Source organism: Streptomyces palmae (assembly GCF_004684805.1).
Classification (GTDB): Bacteria; Actinomycetota; Actinomycetes; order Streptomycetales; family Streptomycetaceae; genus Streptomyces; species Streptomyces palmae.
On sequence record NZ_SRID01000104.1, the window covers coordinates 1 to 18,470 of the forward strand.

At 73.8% G+C, this 18,470-nt stretch carries 14 protein-coding genes; 2 read left to right on the forward strand and 12 right to left on the reverse strand.

What is annotated here, in order from left to right; genetic code table 11:
• The 6 genes from E4099_RS13700 to E4099_RS13730 all read right to left on the reverse strand — a co-directional run.
• Nucleotides 1-3,628, reverse strand: a 3,628-nt coding sequence (locus tag E4099_RS13700) for a DNA polymerase III subunit alpha (protein ID WP_135339313.1), incomplete at its 3' end; no start/stop codon positions are given.
• A 1,048-nt stretch (nt 3,629-4,676) separates the two neighbouring features.
• Nucleotides 4,677-6,227, reverse strand: a complete 1,551-nt coding sequence (locus tag E4099_RS13710) for an MFS transporter (RefSeq protein WP_209446612.1) — start codon at nt 6,225-6,227, stop codon at nt 4,677-4,679.
• A 476-nt stretch (nt 6,228-6,703) separates the two neighbouring features.
• Nucleotides 6,704-7,219, reverse strand: a complete 516-nt coding sequence (locus E4099_RS13715) for a hypothetical protein (protein WP_135339315.1) — start codon at nt 7,217-7,219, stop codon at nt 6,704-6,706.
• Between the two features lie 2 nt (nt 7,220-7,221).
• Nucleotides 7,222-7,719, reverse strand: a complete 498-nt coding sequence (locus tag E4099_RS13720; protein WP_135339316.1) for a P-loop NTPase family protein — start codon at nt 7,717-7,719, stop codon at nt 7,222-7,224.
• A gap of 1 nt (nt 7,720) precedes the next feature.
• Nucleotides 7,721-9,085 (reverse strand): hypothetical protein, encoded by a 1,365-nt coding sequence (locus E4099_RS13725; RefSeq protein WP_209446611.1) that lies wholly within the window; start codon nt 9,083-9,085, stop codon nt 7,721-7,723.
• A 14-nt stretch (nt 9,086-9,099) separates the two neighbouring features.
• The gene (locus tag E4099_RS13730) at nt 9,100-9,552 is read right to left on the reverse strand and encodes a hypothetical protein (protein ID WP_135339317.1); all 453 of its coding nucleotides are present in this window, start codon (nt 9,550-9,552) and stop codon (nt 9,100-9,102) included.
• Between the two features lie 891 nt (nt 9,553-10,443).
• On the opposite strand from E4099_RS13730, the gene E4099_RS13735 reads away from it, so the two are divergent.
• Nucleotides 10,444-10,881: a subtilase-type protease inhibitor gene (locus E4099_RS13735; protein ID WP_135339318.1), complete on the forward strand. Its 438-nt coding sequence runs from the start codon at nt 10,444-10,446 to the stop codon at nt 10,879-10,881.
• A gap of 170 nt (nt 10,882-11,051) precedes the next feature.
• Here the strand turns inward: E4099_RS13735 and E4099_RS13740 are convergent, their stop codons facing one another.
• The 4 genes from E4099_RS13740 to E4099_RS13755 form a co-directional block, all read right to left on the reverse strand.
• Entirely contained in the window at nt 11,052-12,125 is a 1,074-nt protein-coding gene (locus E4099_RS13740; RefSeq protein ID WP_135339319.1) for a S1 family peptidase, read from the reverse strand.
• Nucleotides 12,126-12,477: 352 nt separating this feature from the next.
• Nucleotides 12,478-13,227: an SDR family NAD(P)-dependent oxidoreductase gene (locus E4099_RS13745; RefSeq protein ID WP_135339320.1), complete on the reverse strand. Its 750-nt coding sequence runs from the start codon at nt 13,225-13,227 to the stop codon at nt 12,478-12,480.
• On the reverse strand, nt 13,224-14,216 hold the full coding sequence (locus E4099_RS13750; RefSeq protein ID WP_135339324.1) for an alpha/beta hydrolase family protein: 993 nt from the start codon (nt 14,214-14,216) through the stop codon (nt 13,224-13,226). The genes E4099_RS13745 and E4099_RS13750 overlap by 4 nt, the downstream gene beginning before the upstream one ends.
• Nucleotides 14,213-15,142 (reverse strand): zinc-binding dehydrogenase, encoded by a 930-nt coding sequence (locus E4099_RS13755; protein ID WP_135339321.1) that lies wholly within the window; start codon nt 15,140-15,142, stop codon nt 14,213-14,215. The genes E4099_RS13750 and E4099_RS13755 overlap by 4 nt, the downstream gene beginning before the upstream one ends.
• Nucleotides 15,143-15,231: 89 nt before the next feature.
• On the opposite strand from E4099_RS13755, the gene E4099_RS13760 reads away from it, so the two are divergent.
• Nucleotides 15,232-16,158: a LysR family transcriptional regulator gene (locus E4099_RS13760; protein ID WP_135339322.1), complete on the forward strand. Its 927-nt coding sequence runs from the start codon at nt 15,232-15,234 to the stop codon at nt 16,156-16,158.
• A 183-nt stretch (nt 16,159-16,341) separates the two neighbouring features.
• Here E4099_RS13760 and E4099_RS13765 read toward each other — a convergent pair whose 3' ends face one another.
• Both E4099_RS13765 and E4099_RS13770 read right to left on the reverse strand, forming a co-directional pair.
• The gene (locus tag E4099_RS13765; protein ID WP_245244812.1) at nt 16,342-17,196 is read right to left on the reverse strand and encodes a slipin family protein; all 855 of its coding nucleotides are present in this window, start codon (nt 17,194-17,196) and stop codon (nt 16,342-16,344) included.
• Nucleotides 17,197-17,492: 296 nt separating this feature from the next.
• Nucleotides 17,493-18,398: a S1 family peptidase gene (locus E4099_RS13770; protein ID WP_167828371.1), complete on the reverse strand. Its 906-nt coding sequence runs from the start codon at nt 18,396-18,398 to the stop codon at nt 17,493-17,495.
• Between the last annotated feature and the right edge of the window lie 72 nt (nt 18,399-18,470).

An 18,470-nucleotide genomic window follows, 5' to 3' on the forward strand; every position in this document is an offset into this window, starting at 1 on the left:
CCCCTGGTCCCCCGGAGGCCCGGGCCGTACCGCTCCCCGGCCCCGCGGCAACCGGAGCCGGGCCGGTCGTCCGACCGGAGGGGGTGCCGTCCGGCACGGTCGCCGCCAGGCGGGCGGCCACCGCGGGCAGGCCGCCGGTGCGGCGCAGCTCGACCAGTTCGGCGAGGTCCCAGGCGGCGGAGCCGACCACGCTGAGGCTGCGCGGGCCGCGCCGCTGGACCACTCCGCGTACCAGCAGCTGCCAGGAGTGGAAGACGGTGTGCGCGCAGGCGGCGTGGCTGTCCTCGAAGAAGGCGAGGTCGACCAGGCCGGTGCCGTCGTCCAGGGTGGCGAAGATGACGCGCCGTCCGGAGCGGATGGGCGGCGTCTGGGTGGCCACCTTGGCTCCGGCGACCAGCACGGTCTCACCGTGCCGCGCGGTGCGCAGCCGCTTCGCCGGGACCGCGCCCACCTCCTCCAGGAAGGCCAGGTGATCCCCCATCAGGTGGCGGGAGACGTCCATGCCGAGGATCTCGAGTTCGGCGCCGAGGCGTTCGGTCGCGTCCAGGTCGGGGAGGCCGGCGGGGGCGGCCGGACCGGCCTCGGTGAGCGGCAGCTGCCCGCCGGGTGCGGTGCGCCCCTGGGGCCCGGCGGCCCGGGCGGCCCGCCGGGCTCCGGCGGCGCGCTGCCCGCGGTGCAGCTCGGCGATGTGCAGCAGCAGGTCGCGGCGGTTGTCGCCGAACCCGTCCAGGGCGCCGACCTGGGCCAGGCGTTCGGCGACCGGCCGTCCGGGGTGGGCCCGCTGCCACAGGTCGAGCAGCGAGGAGTAGGGGCGTCCGGCGGCGATCCGCGCCGCCTCGGCCTCGCTGATGCCGTGGACGTCGCACAGCGCCATCCGCAGGCCGTAGGTCCCGTCCCCTTCCCCGTCACCGGACACCAGTTCGATTCGATAAGCGGTGTCGGAGCGGTTCACGTCCAGCGGCAGGATCGGCACCCCGCGGCGGCGGGCGTCCGCCAGCAGCAGGCGCTTGGGGTACATCCCGGGGTCGTGGCTGAGCAACCCGGCGTAGAAGGCGGCCGGGTGGTGGGCCTTCAGCCAGGCGGACTGGTAGGTGGGTACGGCGAAGGCGACGGCGTGCGCCTTGCAGAAGCCGTAGGAGCCGAAGGCCGCGACGATCTCCCAGGTGTGCGCCAGCACCTGCGGGGAGTAGCCGCGCCGCGCCCCCTCCGCGTGGAACCAGGCCCGTACCCGGCCCTGCCGCGCGGGGTCGGACAGGGCGCGCCTGGCCTCGTCCGCCAGGTCCGGTTCGCAACCGGTCATGGTGGCCAGGATCGTGATGACCTGTTCGTGGAAGACCACCACGCCGTAGGTCTCGCGCAGCGCCTCGACCAGGTCGGGGTGCGGGTAGCGCGGGCGGGCGCGGCCGTGCCGGGCGTCGATGAAGGGCCGCACCATGTCGGCCGCGACCGGGCCCGGCCGGAACAGCGAGATGTCGACCACCAGGTCGTGGAAGGTCTCGGGTTGCAGCCGTCCGACCAGGTCGCGCTGGCCGGGGGACTCGATCTGGAAGCAGCCGAGGGTCTCGGCCGACCGGATCAGCCGGTAGGTGGCGGGGTCGCCCGGCGGCACCTGGGCCGGGTCGTCCAGATCCAGCGGGCGCCCGGTGACGCGTGCGACCTCCTGGCTCGCGTGGGCCATCGCGGACTGCATCCGCACCCCGAGCACATCGAGCTTGAGCAGCCCGAGGTCCTCCACGTCGTCCTTGTCGAACTGCGACATGGCGAAGCCCTCGCCGCTGGTCGGAACGACGGGGGTACGGCCCAGCAGCCCGGCGTCCGACAGCAGGACACCGCAGGGGTGCATGGCGATGCCGCGGGGCAGCGCGTCCAGCGCCTCCACCAGCCCCCAGAAGCCGCCGTAGCGCTCCCGCAGGGCGGGCGGCCCGCCCGGCTCCCCGCCCTCCCGCAGCTCCTTCAGCTCGGGCAGTTCGGCGAGGGCCGCCCGCGCGTCCCGGGCGCGGATGTGCGGGAAGGACTTGGCTATCCGGTCCACCTCGGCGGGGTCCATCCCCAGGGCGGCGCCCACGTCCCGTACCGCATGGCGCACCCGGTAGGTCTCGGGCATGGCGACGGTCGCCACCCGGGCGGCACCGAAACGGTCGAAGATGGCGCGGTAGACCTCCAGCCGGCGCGCGGACTCCACGTCGATGTCGATGTCGGGCAGCGCGGCCCGCCGCACCGACAGGAAGCGCTCCATCAGCAGGCCGTTCTCCACCGGGTCGGCGTGGGCGATGCCCAGGAGGTGGTTGACCAGCGATCCGGCGCCGGAGCCCCGGGCGGTGACCCGGATCCCCAGGGCCCGGGTGTCGTCCACCACCTGGGCGACGGTGAGGAAGTAGCCGGCGTAGCCGAGCCGTTCGATGGTGCGCAGTTCGCTCTCCAGCCGCCGCCAGCGCGGCGTGTCGCGGTCGTAGCCGCGGCGCACCATGGCCGCGGCGCAGCGGGCGCGCAGTTCCCGCTCCACGGTCCGGCCCCGGCCCCGGCCGCCGGTGACGCCGACCAGATGCGGCTCGGGGAAGTGGACGCTGCCGAGCCCCAGGTGCTCCTCGGGGTCGACCAGGCACTCGGCGGCGGTGCGCTGGGTCTCGGCCAGCAGCCGGTGGGCCGCCGAGCGGCGGAATCCGGCCGCCTCCGCGATCCGCTCGGCGATCCGCGCCATGTCCCCGGGCCCCTTGAGCCAGGCCGCGCCGCTGTCCAGCGCCTCCGGCCGGCGGAGATCGATCGGGACCAGCCGGCGGGCGGCGTCCAGCACGTCGGCCACCGGCCCCTGCTCGGGGTCGGCGTAGCGAACCGCGTTGCTCAGTACGGCCGGCACCCCCTGGTCGGCGGCGAAGCCCAGGGTCCGGGCGGCCAGCCGGAGCGATCCGGGGCCGGTGCCGGTGCGGCCGTGCCAGACCGCCTCCAGCCGCAGCGCGTCCCCGAACAGCTCCCGCCAGGGCGCCAGCAGCCGGGCGGCGCGGTCCGGGCGGCCGGCGGCGAGCGCCCGGCCGACGTCGGAGTCGGTGCCGAGCAGTACGGTCAGCGCGGTGAGCGCCCCGGCCGGCGCGCCGGCCAGGTCCTCCCAGTGCAGCAGGGGGTGGTCCTCCTGGCGAACGTGGGCGGCGGAGACCAGTCCGCACAGGGCGGCCCAGGCGGCCGCGCCGTCCCGGGCGAGGAAGGTCGCCCGGGGCGCGGACTCGTCGACGAAGGCGCCGCCGCGCACCGGCGTCCGGCGTCGCGCCGTGTGCCGGCCGGCCCGCCGCCAGGTGCCCGGATCGGCCGGGGACTCCCCCGGTCGGCCGGTGAGGTCGCCCGGGCCCGCCGCCACCGCGGCGGCCAGCGCCCGGGAGGCGGAGCCAGGGCCGGCCGCGGGGAACCCCGGGCCGTCCGCGGGCTCGCGTACCGCCAGGTCGACCCCGAAGAGCGGGCGCACCCCGGCCGCTGCCGCCGCCCTGGCGAAGCGCACCGCGCCGGCCAGGCTGTCGCGGTCGGTCAGCGCGAGGGCGTCCATCTCCCGCTCGGCGGCACGGCGCGCCAGCGCCTCCGGGTGGGCGGCGCCGTACCGCATCGAGAACCCGGACGCGGTGTGCAGATGCGTGAAGCCCGGCATCCGCACCTCCTGCTGTTCGAACCCATCCCCCCTGACGGTCTTGTATCGATCCCCTCTCTTCCACCATAAACCAAATTTCGAACGTTCGTACGATACGGCCGTGCGGGCGGCCTCGATCCCCTGAACGGCCCGCGCCGCCTGCGCCGGCCCACCCCACCTGCACACGATGGGGGAATCCGGCCCGGACGGTGCGGCAAGGAGCGACATGTCCCATACGAGAAACGCCACCCACCTCTCCTACCGCGCCGACGGCGGGGGTGCCGTCACCCTGCGCGCCGCCCTGCTGGTGATCGGCACCCTGCTGCTCCAGCTCGGCTTCATCACCTCGTACCTGGGCGCCTTCCACCACCCCACACCGCACCGCGTCGACCTGGACGTGGTCGCCCCCACCGCGCAGCTGCGCGACCGTACGGCGCACCAGCTGGACGGGCTGTCCGGGAGCCCGCTGGACGCGCACCCGGTGTCGGACGAGGCGAAGGCGACCCGCCGGATCAAGCACCGGGAGACCGACGCGGCGCTGATCGTGAACCCGAGCGGCAGAACCGACCGGCTCCTGGTCGCGGGCGCCGCCGGCAACTCGCTGGCGCAGGCCACCGAGCAGGTGGTCACCGCGGCGGAACGGTCCGCGGGGCGCACCGTGGCCGCCACCGACATCGTGCCGGCCAGCAGCGGCGACTCCCGCTCGCTGTCCTCCTTCTACCTGGTGATCGGCTGGTGCGTGGGCGGCTACCTGTGCGCGGCGATCCTGGCGATCAGCGCCGGGGCACGGCCGGCCAGCCCGCGCCGGGCCGTGATCCGGCTGGCCGTGCTGGCGCTCTACTCGGTGCTGGCCGGCCTGGGCGGCGCGATCATCGTGGGGCCGGTCCTGGGCGCGCTGCCCGGCAGCTTCCCGGCGCTGTGGGGGCTGGGCGCCCTGACCGTGTTCGCGGTCGGCGCGGCCACCCTGGCCCTCCAGGCGCTCTTCGGCGTGCTCGGCATCGGGCTGGCGATCCTGCTGGTGGTGGTGCTGGGCAACCCGAGTTCCGGAGGCCCGTACCCCTATCCGCTGCTACCTGCCTTCTGGCGGCACATCGGCCCCTACCTCCCCCCGGGCGCCGGCACCTGGACCAGCCGCTCCATCGCGTACTTCCAGGGCAACGCGGTGACCTGGCCGCTGCTGGTGCTGGCCGGCTGGGCGGTGGTGGGCACCCTGCTCACCCTGCTGGCCTCCGCGATCCGCACCCGCGTCCACCCCGACAGCCCGGAACTGCTCAACCCGCCGGCCGGCCGCCCGCGCGTCTGAGCCCCGTCTCGGCACCAGACCGCCGACGGCGGAGAGCACCACCGGGACGGCCGCCAGCGCGAAGCACAGCGCCAGCGGCAGCCGGCCCACCAGCACTCCGGCGGCGACCGAAGCCCCCGCCGAACCGGCGTTGAAGGCGGTGTTCACCCATGCCCCGGCCCGGGTCCGGGCGTCCGCACCAGCGGACTCGTCGGCGATCAGATAGGCCGTGGTGAGAGCCGGGGCGACGAACAGCCCGCCGACCGCCATCCCGGCGATGACCGCGGCGGGGTGGGAGGCGAGCCCGGTCGCGGCCAGCGTCAGCCCGAGGGCGGCGGCGAGGAGTGACAGCCGCGGCCCGGCCGATCCGCGCCAGGGCACGGCCCCGTAGGCCAGGCCGCCGATCACACTGCCGCCGGACAGCGCGGCCATGCTCCAGGCCACCGTGTCGGGGTGGTGGTGCTGGTCGGCGAAGGCGATCACCAGCAGATCCAGCGCCCCCAGGGCCATGCCGACCCCGACCGAGACGATGACCGCCTGAGGCAGTCCGGAGCCGCGCCGCACGGCCGGTTCCACCGGAACGGGCACCGCCCCGGAACCCGTTCCGCCGCACGCGTCCGCGGCAGCGGCGGAACCGGAGGCGGTGGGTGCGGAGCCGTCCGCCGGCCCGGTGGAAGCGGCGGAACCGGCGGAACCAGAACCGCCGGCCTGCCCCGCGGACCCGTTTGGCGCCGCGGACGCCGCCGAAGCCCTCCCGGGTGCGGCCGCGTCGCGGACCACCGGGGAGGTGACCAGGGCCAGCGAGCCGCTCAGCACCAGTGCGGCGCTCACCAGGAGTCCGACCGACGGCATCGCGACCTTCACCAGCAGGCCCACCAGCAGCGGCCCCGTGACGTAGAGGACCTCCTCGGCGACACCGTCCAGGCTGTAGGCGCGCCGCAGCAGCGACGGATCGGACACCAGGTCGCTCCACAGCGTCCGCATCACCGGGCCGAGCGGCGGCGTACTCGCACCGGCGGCCAGCGCCAGAGCCTCCAGCAGCACGTCCGACGCGTTCGCCCGCCAGGTCGCGGCGGCGAGCGCGGCCAGGGTCAGCGCGTAGACCGCGGCCATCGGGGGCAGTGCCCGGCGCGGCCCATGACGGTCGATCAGAGCGGCCCGCGCGGGTGAGAGCAGGACATTCGCCAGCCCGTACAGCGCCATGACGACGCCGGCGGTCGACAACGAGCCGGTGGCCTCCTTGGCGGCCAGGATCAGGGACAGCCCGACGGTGCCGTACGACAAGCGGCCCAGCAGCGCCGCGCCGAAGGTCCGGCGGGCATGGGGGATCCGCAGCACGGCAGCGTACGACGGGCCCCGGGAAGGTGCAGACACGATCGCGTTCCTCAGAAAGGCGGCGCCTTCGACAGCGGCGCCGGCAGGTGCGGGGACGGCGGAAGCCACGCCCCGGCTCGGGGCGTTGGGCGCCGACTCCTATGCACAGAGGAGGAACATGCCCGACAAGCTATCAGGACGGGCCCCGGACCGGAACCCCCACCGCGGCCGCCGCGACCGGACTGGCAGGTGCACCACTGCGATCCGGTCTGGAACCTCCGGGCGATCGCATCGATCACCTCACGATGATCCCGCCACCGACCACCCCGTTCAGCGTCCGGTCCGCAGGCAACGGCTCGATCCGCGCCCCTCGCACGTCATTCGACGACACCTGCGGACCAGCGATCGTCAGACAGGTGGACCGCGGCGGGGGCCGGGCCGCGAGGACGGGCCCCCGCCGCGGGGTGCGGAGGCGTCCGCGGGGGTGCGGGGACCGCCGCTCAGAGCCTGAAGACCGCTCCGCGCCAGGTCCATCCCGCGCCGAGCACCGCGGTGCGCAGCGGGTCCTTCATCGCGCGCGAGTCGAAGCCGAACGTCTCGACCCGGCGCCGGCGACCGTCGGGCCCCTTCTCGTAGGTCCACTGCTTGGAGACCGTGGTCGCCGACCCGCTGCCGTACGCGCGCGAGGCGGCGACCTGGGGAGTGTGCCCGACCCAGGTCACCTCCCACTGCTCGTCGAGGGAGCGCACCTCGTGCTTCTCCGGATCCAGGCGCATGCTGATCCGGAGCTGCCGGTCCAGCCGGCTCCGGGCGAAGAAGGTGTGCCAGGCGGGTTCCTGGATCCGCCACTCCGCGACCAGGTCCGCCTTCTCCGCGGGGAGGGCCTCGCGCACGGTGAACGGCACCTTCGGGCCGCCCAGTGCGAGCAGCGCGGCCCTGAGTTCCGCGGGGGAGGACACCGCGGCGTCCCCGTCGGGATGCCGGGTGCCGGTGAACGAGTCCCAGAAGCGGCCCATCGCTACGCCTCCGCCCCGGTGTCGGGGGCAACCGAGCGCAGGAAGTCCTGGAAGTCGCCCACGACACCCTCCTCCTGCGCCGCGGTGCAGGTCAGGATCAGCCGGATCACCGCGCGCTTGTGCGGGCTGCCGGGGTCCAGGAAGGCGAGGTAGACCTGGGACTGCACGAGGTCGCGGCGCGTGCCGCCGGTGACGGCCGACAGGGTCAGTCGCTGGGCGAGCCCGGGCGCGTCCTCGGAGCCGAGTTCGCGGCGGCTGGTCACCACCACCGACTCGGCGACCTCGCGGACCCGCCGCACGGCCTCCTCGGCCATGTCGGCCAGGGTCGCCTCGTCCGGTCGGAAGTCGCCGTCAATGGTGATGTTGGCCGTGAACCCGGCATCGGGGCGCGGATGCAGGGCCATGAAGGCCACGCCCGGGGCGCCGAGTTCCTCGGGAGGGGCGGGGCGCCAGCCCTCCGGCAGGCTGAACTCGATCGGCACCGGCAGTGTCGCGGCCATCTCAGCGTCTCTTTCCGCGGGGGAGCGCGTCGCTCTGGGTCAACTCGGCGAGGCCGTCCAGGACGTGGTCGGCCGTGTCGGTCACGAAGTCCACCGCGTCACTGGTCGCGTCGGCCACCTTCTTCGGGTCGATGGTGAACTCCGCGCCCACGGAGCCGCCGACTCCGACGGCGACGCCCACCTTGCCGCCGATGTGGAACTTACCGTCATCCCCCATGCCGAAGGTCACCTTGGCCTCCGCGCCCGCCCCGGCCCAGCCCTCGGCCGTACCGCCGCCGCCGATGCCGGCGACCTCCCCGCCGCCGGCCACAGAGACCTTGGCGCCCGCGAAGACCTTGGCTCCGGCGTTGACACCGGAGGTGCCCGCCCCGGCGGAGACCGAGGCCTCGCCGCCGGCGAAGGCGTCGACGCGTTCGTAGAGGCCCACGTGTGCGACCTCTATTCGGCCCTCGGCCATGGCCCGTCCGCCCGCGGACACCTCGGCCTTCCCGGTGATGCCCGATTCGTTGAAGCCCCAGTTGGCGGTGGCTCTGGCGCCCGCGTAGGCGTCGCCGATCCCGGAGAGTCTCCAGGGCCCGTTGGCCGTCGTGCCCTGGGCAGTGGCGTGGCCGAGGTCCGCATAGAGCTTGGCCGAGCCCTCCTTGCCGTACTTGGGTCCGCCGTACGTGAAGCCGGCGGCGGGACCGGTCGCCGAGGTCGTGCCCTCGGTGTGCCAGCCGTCTGTCTTGGTGGCGGGCTCCTTGCCCTTGTCTTTGTCCTTGCCGTTGCCGGCGCCGGTCTTGTCCAGCTCGCTGTCGGCGTAGCGGTTGAACCCGTTGAGGGTCTCGTCGTTACCGCCCGTGAACAGGTCCTTGTTGCTGTCGAGGACGGCCGCTTCCAGGGCGGTCTTGACGCTCAGGTCGGCCGCGGCGAACGCCTTCACCCGGTCGTCGATGTGCTCCTGCCAGGTACTGACGGAGTCGCTGATGTACTTCTGGCCGTCGGGGTCGTGGTGGTAGGCGCTGCGCTCGGCGGGGGTCAGCGCGGCCCAGTCGAATGCGACGTGTCCCTCCTCCGAGACGGTCATGCCGGCGGCTATCGCGTCGGCCCGCGCGCTGGTGAGCTTATTTCTGAGGTCGGTGAACTTCTCATGGGCTTCCCGCAGCAGGCCGGCGACCGCCTTGGCCTCGATCTGCGCGGCGGCGTACTCGTAGCGGGTCGCCGCGAAGTTGGTACGGGCGAATCCGGCGCTGATGCCGTTCCAACCCGATCCCATGGTGATCTTCTGGACGGTGTTGCCGTAGCGGGTCTCCACCTTCTGGAGCTCGCCCGCCATCGCCTCCCACTGGCCGGCGGCCGTGAGCAGCAGCCCCAGGTCGGTGGTCATGACTTTGTGGTAGGTCAGCACCGCGGGCCCTCGGTGGAGTAGTCGTTCAGCTTGGACTGGGAGGCGTGGAGCTTGCAGGCCAGATCGATGTCGTTCCGCGCGAAGTACCCCTGGGCGCCGAGCAGCGCGCTCTGTTCCCCCGCCAGCCGGCCCATCAGGGCTTTCACCTGCTGGTCCCAGGTCTCCGCCACCTTCTTCAGGCCGGCGGCGGTGTCCCAGTCCTGGAATCCCTTCGCGGCGGCGGAGGTGGCCTCGTCCGCGTGCTTCGCGGCCGTGGAGGTGTTGGGCCCCAACTCGTGCTCGATCGTGCCCGCCGCCTCCTTCTTCTGCGTGGGTGACGAGGCGAAGTCCGCCGGTCCGCCCGGTTTCGACGGGATTCCTGGCCCACCGTCCAGCCTGGTACCCGTCCGCAGGGCTGCGCTGCCGGCGGGGCCGCGGTTCCACTTCTCGCCGAAGTCCTCTGACATCACGCGTCTTCCCCTCCCTGTCGGCAGGCAGTTGATCACACTTTTACGTGGGAGTCAGCGGTGTGGTGGCGCCTTGCGCTCTCCGACATCACGGGACCAAGGCGGACTTGTCACCCCACAACTCGCCCCTGTCGGCCGGGTGATCCGCCAATTGACTGGCTGTCAGCCAGGGAAAAACCACCGATCACCTGTCCGCGATCCGGATTCCACTTGGGCTGCCGGTAGCGGAGCGGGCCGATCGGGCGGCCGCCATGGGCCGGGCGATGTCGTTCGCGGTTGCCGCCGGGCGGCCTCGCCGTCGACGGGCAGCCGGCCTGCGCCGCCCCCACCGCAGCGCCCTGACGCGCGCCCCTCACCCACAACGCGGCCCGGCCCCGACCCACGCCCATGGGGCGACAACCCTCGCCGCGGGTTCAGGGCTACTCGGTGGGTCGGCTCGCGCGTGCCGACCGGCATGCCCACCTCACGCGACCGGCCGTCCGGCCCCTGCCGGCATGCCGGGCGGGTCCGTGTTCAGACGGGGAGGCGGCGATGGCGGCGGCCCCACCCGGTGGCAGGCGGGAGTACGCGCTTGCGTGGGTGGTGGTTTCCGGTCGAGCCGGTCCGACCGAGGTGCGCCGTACCGGACGGGCTCGGCCATCAGGTGGCCATCGCGGGGCTACCGGCGCGCCGTTCCGTGTTGAGCGAGGGGGCCAGACCTGGGGCGTGTCACCCTGGGTTGATTGTTGATGCACGCAAAGACATCGGATACCGGGTGTGACAATCAGCCAGTGGGCCGTCGCTGAACGCGACCGGAAGTGTGCGTTCGGTGCAACTTCGACATGCGATCTGTGAACGGTTCGGCAAGACTCCCGTCCGGTATCTGCAATCACGAGCAAGGGAGTGTTCGGAATGCGGAAGATCGCTGGAGCGATCGGTCTGGGCCTCACGCTGTCCGCGGGCTGCCTGGTGGCGGCCGTCACGGCGAGCGCCGAACCCGCCCAGCCGCGGAGCCTGTACGCGCCCTCGGCGCTGGTGCTGACCGTCGGTCAGGGTGAGGACGCCTCGACCGCCGCCATACAGCGTGCCGTGACGCTCAGCTGCGCACCGCGACCCAGCGGGACGCACCCGGCCGCCGCCGAGGCGTGCGCGGAGCTCTCCGCCGTCGACGGGGACTTCTCCGGGCTGGCGGTCACGGAGTCGGACAACGGCCGGGCCTGTACCAGGGACTGGCGTCCGATCACCGTCACCGCGGAAGGGGTCTGGGACGGCCGCCGGGTCTCCTACGCGCACACCTTCCCCAACAACTGCGTGAAGGAGGGTGCGACCTCCCTGGTCTTCGCGTTCTGACGGCAGGCGGTGCGCGAGCCGGCGGACCCCCGCCCGCTCGGGCACCGGCGCCGCTCCCCGCGTTCGGCGAGGCCCTCGGAGCACCCCATCGGGTTGCCCGGGGGCCTCGCCCGCTGTACGGGGCGGGGTGCGGCTCGCCGCGGGGGCCGCCCGGTGGCACGACGCGACGGTCAGCCGAGTCGGGCCCCGTACGCCGTCAGCACCTCGGTCACCGGCTGGAAGAAGGTCTCGCCGCCCAGGGTGCAGTCACCGCTGCCACCGGAGGTCAGGCCCAGTGCGGTGCTGCCGGAGAACAGCGGGCCGCCGCTGTCGCCGGGCTCGGCGCAGAGGTTGGTCTGGATCAGCCCCTCGACGCTGCCCTCCGGGTAGTTGACGGTGGCGTTCAGCGCGGTGACCTGGCCGTCGTGCACATGACTGCTACTGCCGCTGCGCCACACCCGCTGGCCGACCGCGGCCTCGCCGGCCCCGGTGATGGGCTGGGTCCCGCCCTCGTACAGGTCCACCTCGCTCGGATGGGCGATGTCGGCCGTGTACTCGACCAGGCCGTAGTCGTTGCCGGGGAAGCTGCTGTCCTGGCTGGTCCCGATCTCGGCGCCGTTCTCGGTCTCCGACCAGCGCTCGATCTCCCCCGTGCAGTGCCCGGCGGTCAGGAAGTACGGCCGACCGGCCTTGACCACGTTGAAGCCCAGTGAGCAGCGCCCAGCGTCGCCCCAGATGGCGTCGCCGCCCGCGATGAGAGGCCGGATGGCGCCGGCCGAGCGCCGCACCCGCACCCTGTCGCCGAGCCCTCGGACGGCCTTGTCGAGGGTGGCCAGCCGGGCGCCGGTGACCGTGCGGTCGGCGATGACCACCACCTGGTTGGTCTTCGGATCCATCGCCCAGGCGGTGCCCGGCACGGCCGCCTTGGCCTTCAGCGAGGCCCGGGCGGCGTCCAGCCGCGCCAGCGAGTGCCTGACCAGCCGGGGTTCGGCGCCCTGGGCGCGTACCCGGGCGGCGGCGTCCCGGTCCAGTACGTTGACCACCAGCCGGCGGGCCCGCGCGTCGTAGTAGGAGCCGGCCGCGTCGGCCCCCAGTGCGGTGGTGAGGCGGGCGGCGAGCCGGCCGGGCGTGGGGGCCTGGAGCGGGCCGGGGCCTGCCGGAGGGGTGGCGGCGGCGTTCGGCAGTGCGAGGGCGACGGCGGCGAGCACGGCGACGCCGGCGCCGATCAGGACAGGGCGTCGGGGCGCCATACGTCGGAGCTTCAACTCGGAACCTCCCGTGAGGGATGGGTCGGTGCCAGGAGCACGGAGCACCGTTCACCAGGGACTTCACGTCCATGCCAACGGGCCGGACGATCATTCCGGGCACGCCGGGGCGCGTACAAGGTCGCGTTCGGACCGCGCTTGGAGCCCCGGTGCGCCCCCACCCACCGCGCATGGCGGTGCCCGCACGCGTCAAGGTCGGCGCGGGCACCCCTCGCGGTGGGCGGGGCGAGCCACCGGCGACTTCCGCCACCCGGCCGCGGCTCGACCGGATCTCCAGCCAGGCGTTCCTCGGCACCACCTCGCGGGCCGCTCTCCTGGGGGAGGTCGGCTGCTCGCGCGGGCTGCCCACCGGTCAGGAGGCGGTTGCGGCACCCACCAGGCCACCGTCGATCACGAGGTCCTGGCCGTTGACATAGGACGCGTCGGACGAGGCCAGGAAGGCCACGGCCGCCGCGACCTCCTCCGGGCGCCCGAAGCGGCCCGCCGCGATCCGGCCGGTCAGCGCCTCCGCCTCCGAGGGATCCAGGGCGGCGGCGGGGTACATGGGTGTGTCGATGTACCCGGGGCTGATGGAGTTGACGCGGATGCCGCGCGGGGCGAGAGCCGCGGCGAGAGTGCGGGCCAGGTTGTGCGCGGCGGCCTTCGTCGCCGAGTACAGGGTGAGGACGCTGTTGCCCCGGTGGAGGGTCCAGGACGCGTTGATGACGACGGAGCCCCCGTCCGCCAGGAGCGGCAGTGCCTTCTGGACGGTGAAGAAGACCCCCTTGAAGTTGACGTCCGCGCCGTGGTCGAAGTCCGCCTCGGTGATGTCCTCGAAGGGCAGGAAGGTGCCGGTGCCCGCGTTCGCGAAGAGGCAGTCCAGGCGGCCGTACCGGGTACGGACCGTCTCCATCAGCGCGTCCACCGCCCCCAGGTCGGCGGCGTCGGCGACGGTGCCCGAGGCCTGCGGCCCGAGTCGCCGGACGGCGGCGTCGACGCGTTCGCGGGTGCGCCCGGTGATGACCACCTGGGCGCCTTCGGTGATGAGGCGGTGCGCGGTGGCCAGGCCCATGCCGCTGGTGCCGCCGGTGATCAGCACGGTCTTCCCGGTGAAGCGCTTCATGCCGGTGCTCCTGTCAGGGTGTGGGTGAGGTGGTCGGCCAGGTGGGACAGCCAGTCGGGCCGCGCGTTGCCCAGGAGGTGGTCGCCGTGCGGGACCGACAGGTAGCTGCCGTGCGGGGCCAGACGGGCCAGTGGCGCGCCGTCGACCACGCCGGGGATGACGTCCTGGCCGCCGTCCACGACCAGCAGCGGCGCCGCGATGCGGGGTGCCAGGGCGGCGAGGTCCACCCGGCGGGCGAACTCGCGGGCGGCCTCGGCGCCCCCGGTGCGCCGGGCCATGATCGCCCTGACCGGCCGGGGCAGCTCCTCCCAGTCCAGGCGGAAGGGGCCGCTGACGGTCGCGGCCGCCGCCACCCGCGGTTCCAGCGCGGCGGCGCGGGCGGCGAAGTAGCCGCCCAGGCTGAGGCCGACGAGGCCGACGCGCGGGGCGCCGAGGGCGTCGACGACCCGGCTCACGACCTGCTCGTAGTCCGGTGTGAGGGTCGTCGTGGCCGCGAGCGCGCCCTGGCCGGGGCCGTCCATCGCGAACACCGCCAACCCCCTGGCCAGCAGCGCGGAGACCAGGTCCAGGAACTCCTCCTTGGCGGAGTCCAGACCGGGCACGACGATCGCGGTGCCGGGCGCGTTCGAGGGACCGCGCAACCAACCGGTGAATCCCTCGCCGGTCACTCGCCGCGCCCCGGGCTCCAGCAGCGTGAGGGCTCGGCCCAGGGCCTGGTCCGCCTCGGCCGCGGCGCGCCGCGCCTCCGCGTCGGGCGCGAGCGTGGCCAGGTGGAACCACCGGGCCGCCATCAGCAGATGCTCGCCCGCCGAGACGGTGGAGTCGGCCTGCTCCGCGCGCTCCAGGTGGGCCTGCCCGGTGCGCAGGAAGGACGGTTCCCAGTCGGCGACGGAGCCGAGGCCGCCGGTGACGCGCCGGTACTCATGGGGGTCGACGCCGGCTCCGACGGCGCGGGTCCACTGGGCAGCGGCGAACTCGGTGGCGTTCACGGTGTGCACGGCGTTCCTCCCGTCAGCAGCACGGCCTTGCCGCGGATACGGCGTTCGCGCAGGTCGACCAGGGTGTCGGCGGTCTGGGTCCAGTCGGCGATCCGCCCGATCTCGGGGTGCAGCCGCCCTTCGTCCACCAGACGCACCAGTGTCCGGAGGTCCGGGCCGTAGGGGGCGCCGGCGTAGTGGAAGTGCTGGATCGCGACCCGCTCGGGCCCGCCGAGCAGGTCGAAGAAGTCCAAGGTCACCGGGGTGCGGCCGGCCTGGCCGAACCAGACGAGCGTGCCGCCCGGACGCAGCTGGGCGAGGGCGGCCGGCAGCTCGGGACCGCCGGTGGACTCCAGCGCGATGTCGAACGGCCCCTGGGCCGCCGCGACCTCGTGCACCACCTCCGCCCCCAGCCGGGCCAGCCGCTCGCCGCGCACGGGTGTGGCCGTCACCGCGGTCACCTCGGCTCCGGCGCCGAGGGCCAGCTCGGTGACGTAGTGGCCGACACCTCCCGAGGCACCCGTCAGCAGCACCCGCCGGCCGACCAGGGAGCCGGCCGTGCGCAGCAGCCGCAGGGCGGTGATCCCGGCCAGCGGCAGGGCCGCGGCCCGTACGCTGTCGATGCCGTCCGGGAGCACCGCGAGGGAGTGCGTCGGCACCGCGGCGTACTCGGCCCAGCCGCCGGACGCCGGATGCCCGACCACGCGGGTGCCGGCGCCGGGGCCCGAGCCGTCCGCCGCGGGCTGGACGATGAGCCCCGCGATGTCCTTGCCGGGCAGCCACCCGGGCCGGGGCCGCTCCAGGAGGAACGTCTCGCCGCGGTTGGGCGCGATCGCCTCCACCTTGACCAGTGCCTCGTCGGGCCGCGGAGTGGGCTGGGGGACCTCGGCGAAGACGACAGGACGTGCCGCGTCCCCCGTGGGTACCAGTCTTCGCATGCCCAGGATGCAACCCCGGGGGCCGCCCCGCGATCCAACAACGATCACGCGAGGGCGACAACTTCCGGTTGTCGCCTATGGTGAGGGCCGTGGATCTCGATGTGGCCCAGGTACGCGCCTTCGTACGCACCGCCGAGGAACTGCACTTCGGACGGGCCGCGGAGACGCTGGGCATCTCCCAGCAGGCGCTGTCCAAGCGGATCGCGCGGCTGGAGCTGCTGCTCGGCACCGAGCTGTTCCTGCGCGGCGGCGGGGTGCGCCTCACCGAGGCCGGGCAGCGTTTCCTCCAGCCGGCCCGGCGGACCGTGGCCGCCGCCGACGCCGCGGTCGCGGCGGCGGCCGGGTGGAACCGCCCGCTGCGGGTCGACGTCTGGGGGCACCTCTACGCACCGATGCGGACGCTGGCCCAGGTCGCCGGGGAGGCCGGGGAGTTGACGCTGGGGCACGGGCGCGATCTGCCCTCGGTGGCGGCGGCGCTGCTGCGTGGCGACATCGACGCGGCCTTCGGCCGGGTCCACCCGCCGCTGCACCCCGGGCTGGCGCACCGCCTGGTCCGCCTCGAACCCGTCGACGCCGTGCTCAGCACGGACCATCCGCTGGCGGCCGAACCGGCACTGCGGCCGAGCCGGTTGCGCGACAGCGTGCTCTGGGCCCCCGGCGCGCTGGACCGGCTCGACTTCCTCCACCAGTTCTCCGACCGCTTCGGCATCCGCGGCGCGGCCGCCGGCGTCAACCTGGGGCTCACCCACTTCCTCGCGGAGGTGGCCGCCGACCCGCACCGCTTCTCGCTGCTGCCCGCCGACATACCCCTGCCGCACATTCCCGGGCTGCGCTCCGTCCCCCTGGTCGAGCCCACACCGCTGTACGCCTGGTCGCTGCTGTGGCGCACCGGCGGTGGGCATCCGGGACTGGACGGGCTCACCGCCGCCTGTGCCGCGGAAGCGGGGCGGAGCCGCTGGCTGGAATACGACCCCTCGCGCGACTGGCTCCCCGAACCACCGGCGGACGCCACCTGAGGCGGGCGGCGGTGAGCGGTGCCGACTCGGCACGAGATGCCGGGCGGTCCGCACGCCGTCGTGTTCGGTCGCCCGCCCGGCCGGGGGCCACGGCCTTGCCGGTACGGTCACCGGCTCACCCAACCTCACCGGTCCGCACACCGGCCGGACCCCACGGCTCCCCAGGCCCGGAAGGCCGGTCGGTCAGGCGGCGGCCGGTCCGGACCGTTCCTGCCGGGTCCCGTCGGCGCGGGTGTCCAGGGGTCGGGGCCGCTCGCCCGCCGGTTCCTGGTCGGCGGGCGAGGCGCCCTTCTCCAGGAAGCGCAGCAGTTCCACCGGGATGGGCAGCACCAGGGTGGAGTTCTTCTCGGCGGCCACCGCCATCACGGTCTGGAGCAGACGCAGCTGGAGCGCCGAGGGGGTGTCCGCCATCTGCGTGGCGGCCTCCGCGAGCTTCCGGGACGCCTGCAGCTCCGCGTCCGCGTTGATCACCCGGGCGCGGCGCTCCCGGTCGGCCTCCGCCTGCCGGGCCATGGAGCGCTTCATGGTCTCCGGCAGCGAGACGTCCTTGATCTCCACCCGGTCGATGTGCACGCCCCAGCCGACGGCCGGGCTGTCGATCATCAGCTCCAGCCCCTGGTTGAGCTTCTCCCGGTTGGAGAGCAGGTCGTCCAGGTCGCTCTTGCCGATGATCGAGCGCAGCGAGGTCTGGGCCATCTGGGAGACCGCGAACCGGTAGTCCTCGACCTGCACGATGGCCTCCGCGGGGTCGACGACCTTGAAGTAGACCACCGCGTCGACGCGGACCGTCACGTTGTCCCGGGTGATGCCCTCCTGGGCGGGCACGGGCAGCGTCACGATCTGCATGTTGACCTTGCGGAGCCGGTCGACCAGCGGCACGATCATGGTGAATCCCGGGTTCCGGATCTCCGACCGCAGCCGGCCCAGCCGGAACACGATGCCGCGCTCGTACTGCTTGACCACCCGGGCGGAGGCCAGCACTCCGGCCATCGCCACCAGGAACGCCACGATGACGACCGTCACGAGTACACCGAGCATCACGGTCACCTGCCCGTCCGAATCGCGAACGATGCCCCTCTTTGGGAACTGATGTCCACGATAGTCCGACGTGCAAGCACCCGGGAGGGCCAGAGGAAACCGGACATGAGCGGCCCGCGATCGGCCGCCCCCGGACCCGGCAGAGCCGCGTACATCACCGCCCCTGAACCCGGCGGATCCCGGACACAGCAGAGCCCCCGCCCGGCGTCCCGGGCGGGGGCTCTGGCGCTGCGGGCCGGCGGTGCCGTAGCGCGCTACGGGTGCGGCACCGGGACGCCGGCCTGGTCAGCCGTCGATCAGTAGACGCTCACGCCGTACGCGTTCAGCGCCTCCACCACCGGCTGGAAGAAGGTGGTGCCGCCGGAGCTGCAGTTGCCGCTACCGCCGGAGGTCAGGCCCAGCGCGGTGCTGCCGGAGTACAGCGGGCCGCCGCTGTCGCCGGGCTCGGCGCAGACGTTGGTCTGGATCATGCCGTAGACGATGTCGCCGCCGCCGTAGTTCACGGTGGCGTTCAGACCGGTGACCGTGCCGCTGTGGATGCCGGTGGTGCTGCCGCGACGGGTGACCGACTGGCCCACCGTCGGGTTGGCGGCGCGGGTGATGTCCTGGCTGCCGACCGTGCCCTGGGGCGTGACGGAGCCGCTGTAGCGGACCAGACCGTAGTCGTTGGTCGGGAAGCTCGAACCGGCGGTCGGGCCGATGACCGTCGAACCACTGGAGTTGGAGTACCAGGTGCCGGCACCGTCGGTGCAGTGGCCGGCGGTCACGAAGTAGTTCGCACCGCTGCTGTTGCGGACGTTGAAGCCGAGCGAGCAGCGCCAGCTGCTGGTGTAGATGGCGTCGCCGCCCGATATCAGCTTGTTGAACTTGCCCGGGGTGCGCTTGATCTCTATCGCGTCCGCGCTGTCGCCGGCGGCCTTCTTGATCTTGGCGATCTCGGCCTGGGAGACCGTGCTGTCGGCGGTGACCACCAGGGTGTTGGTCTTCGCGTCGGTGTACCAGGCGGTGCCGCCGACGTCGGCCTTGAGCACGGCACTGCTCGCGGCCTTGGCCTCGGCGACACTGAAGGTCTTCGCCGAGCTGTCGGACGCGTTGGCGGTGGCCGGGAGGGCCACCGCGGCGACGGCCACCACGGACGCGGCAGCGGCGATCATCTTGCCGCGGGTGACTCCGGTGCGGGGGGTGTTGCGCTTGGTCCTCAACTCTTCCTCCGAGGTGATCGGGGGTCCGCCCTCCTCACCCGGCATCGGACGAGGAGGGGCCCCGTGGGGGGG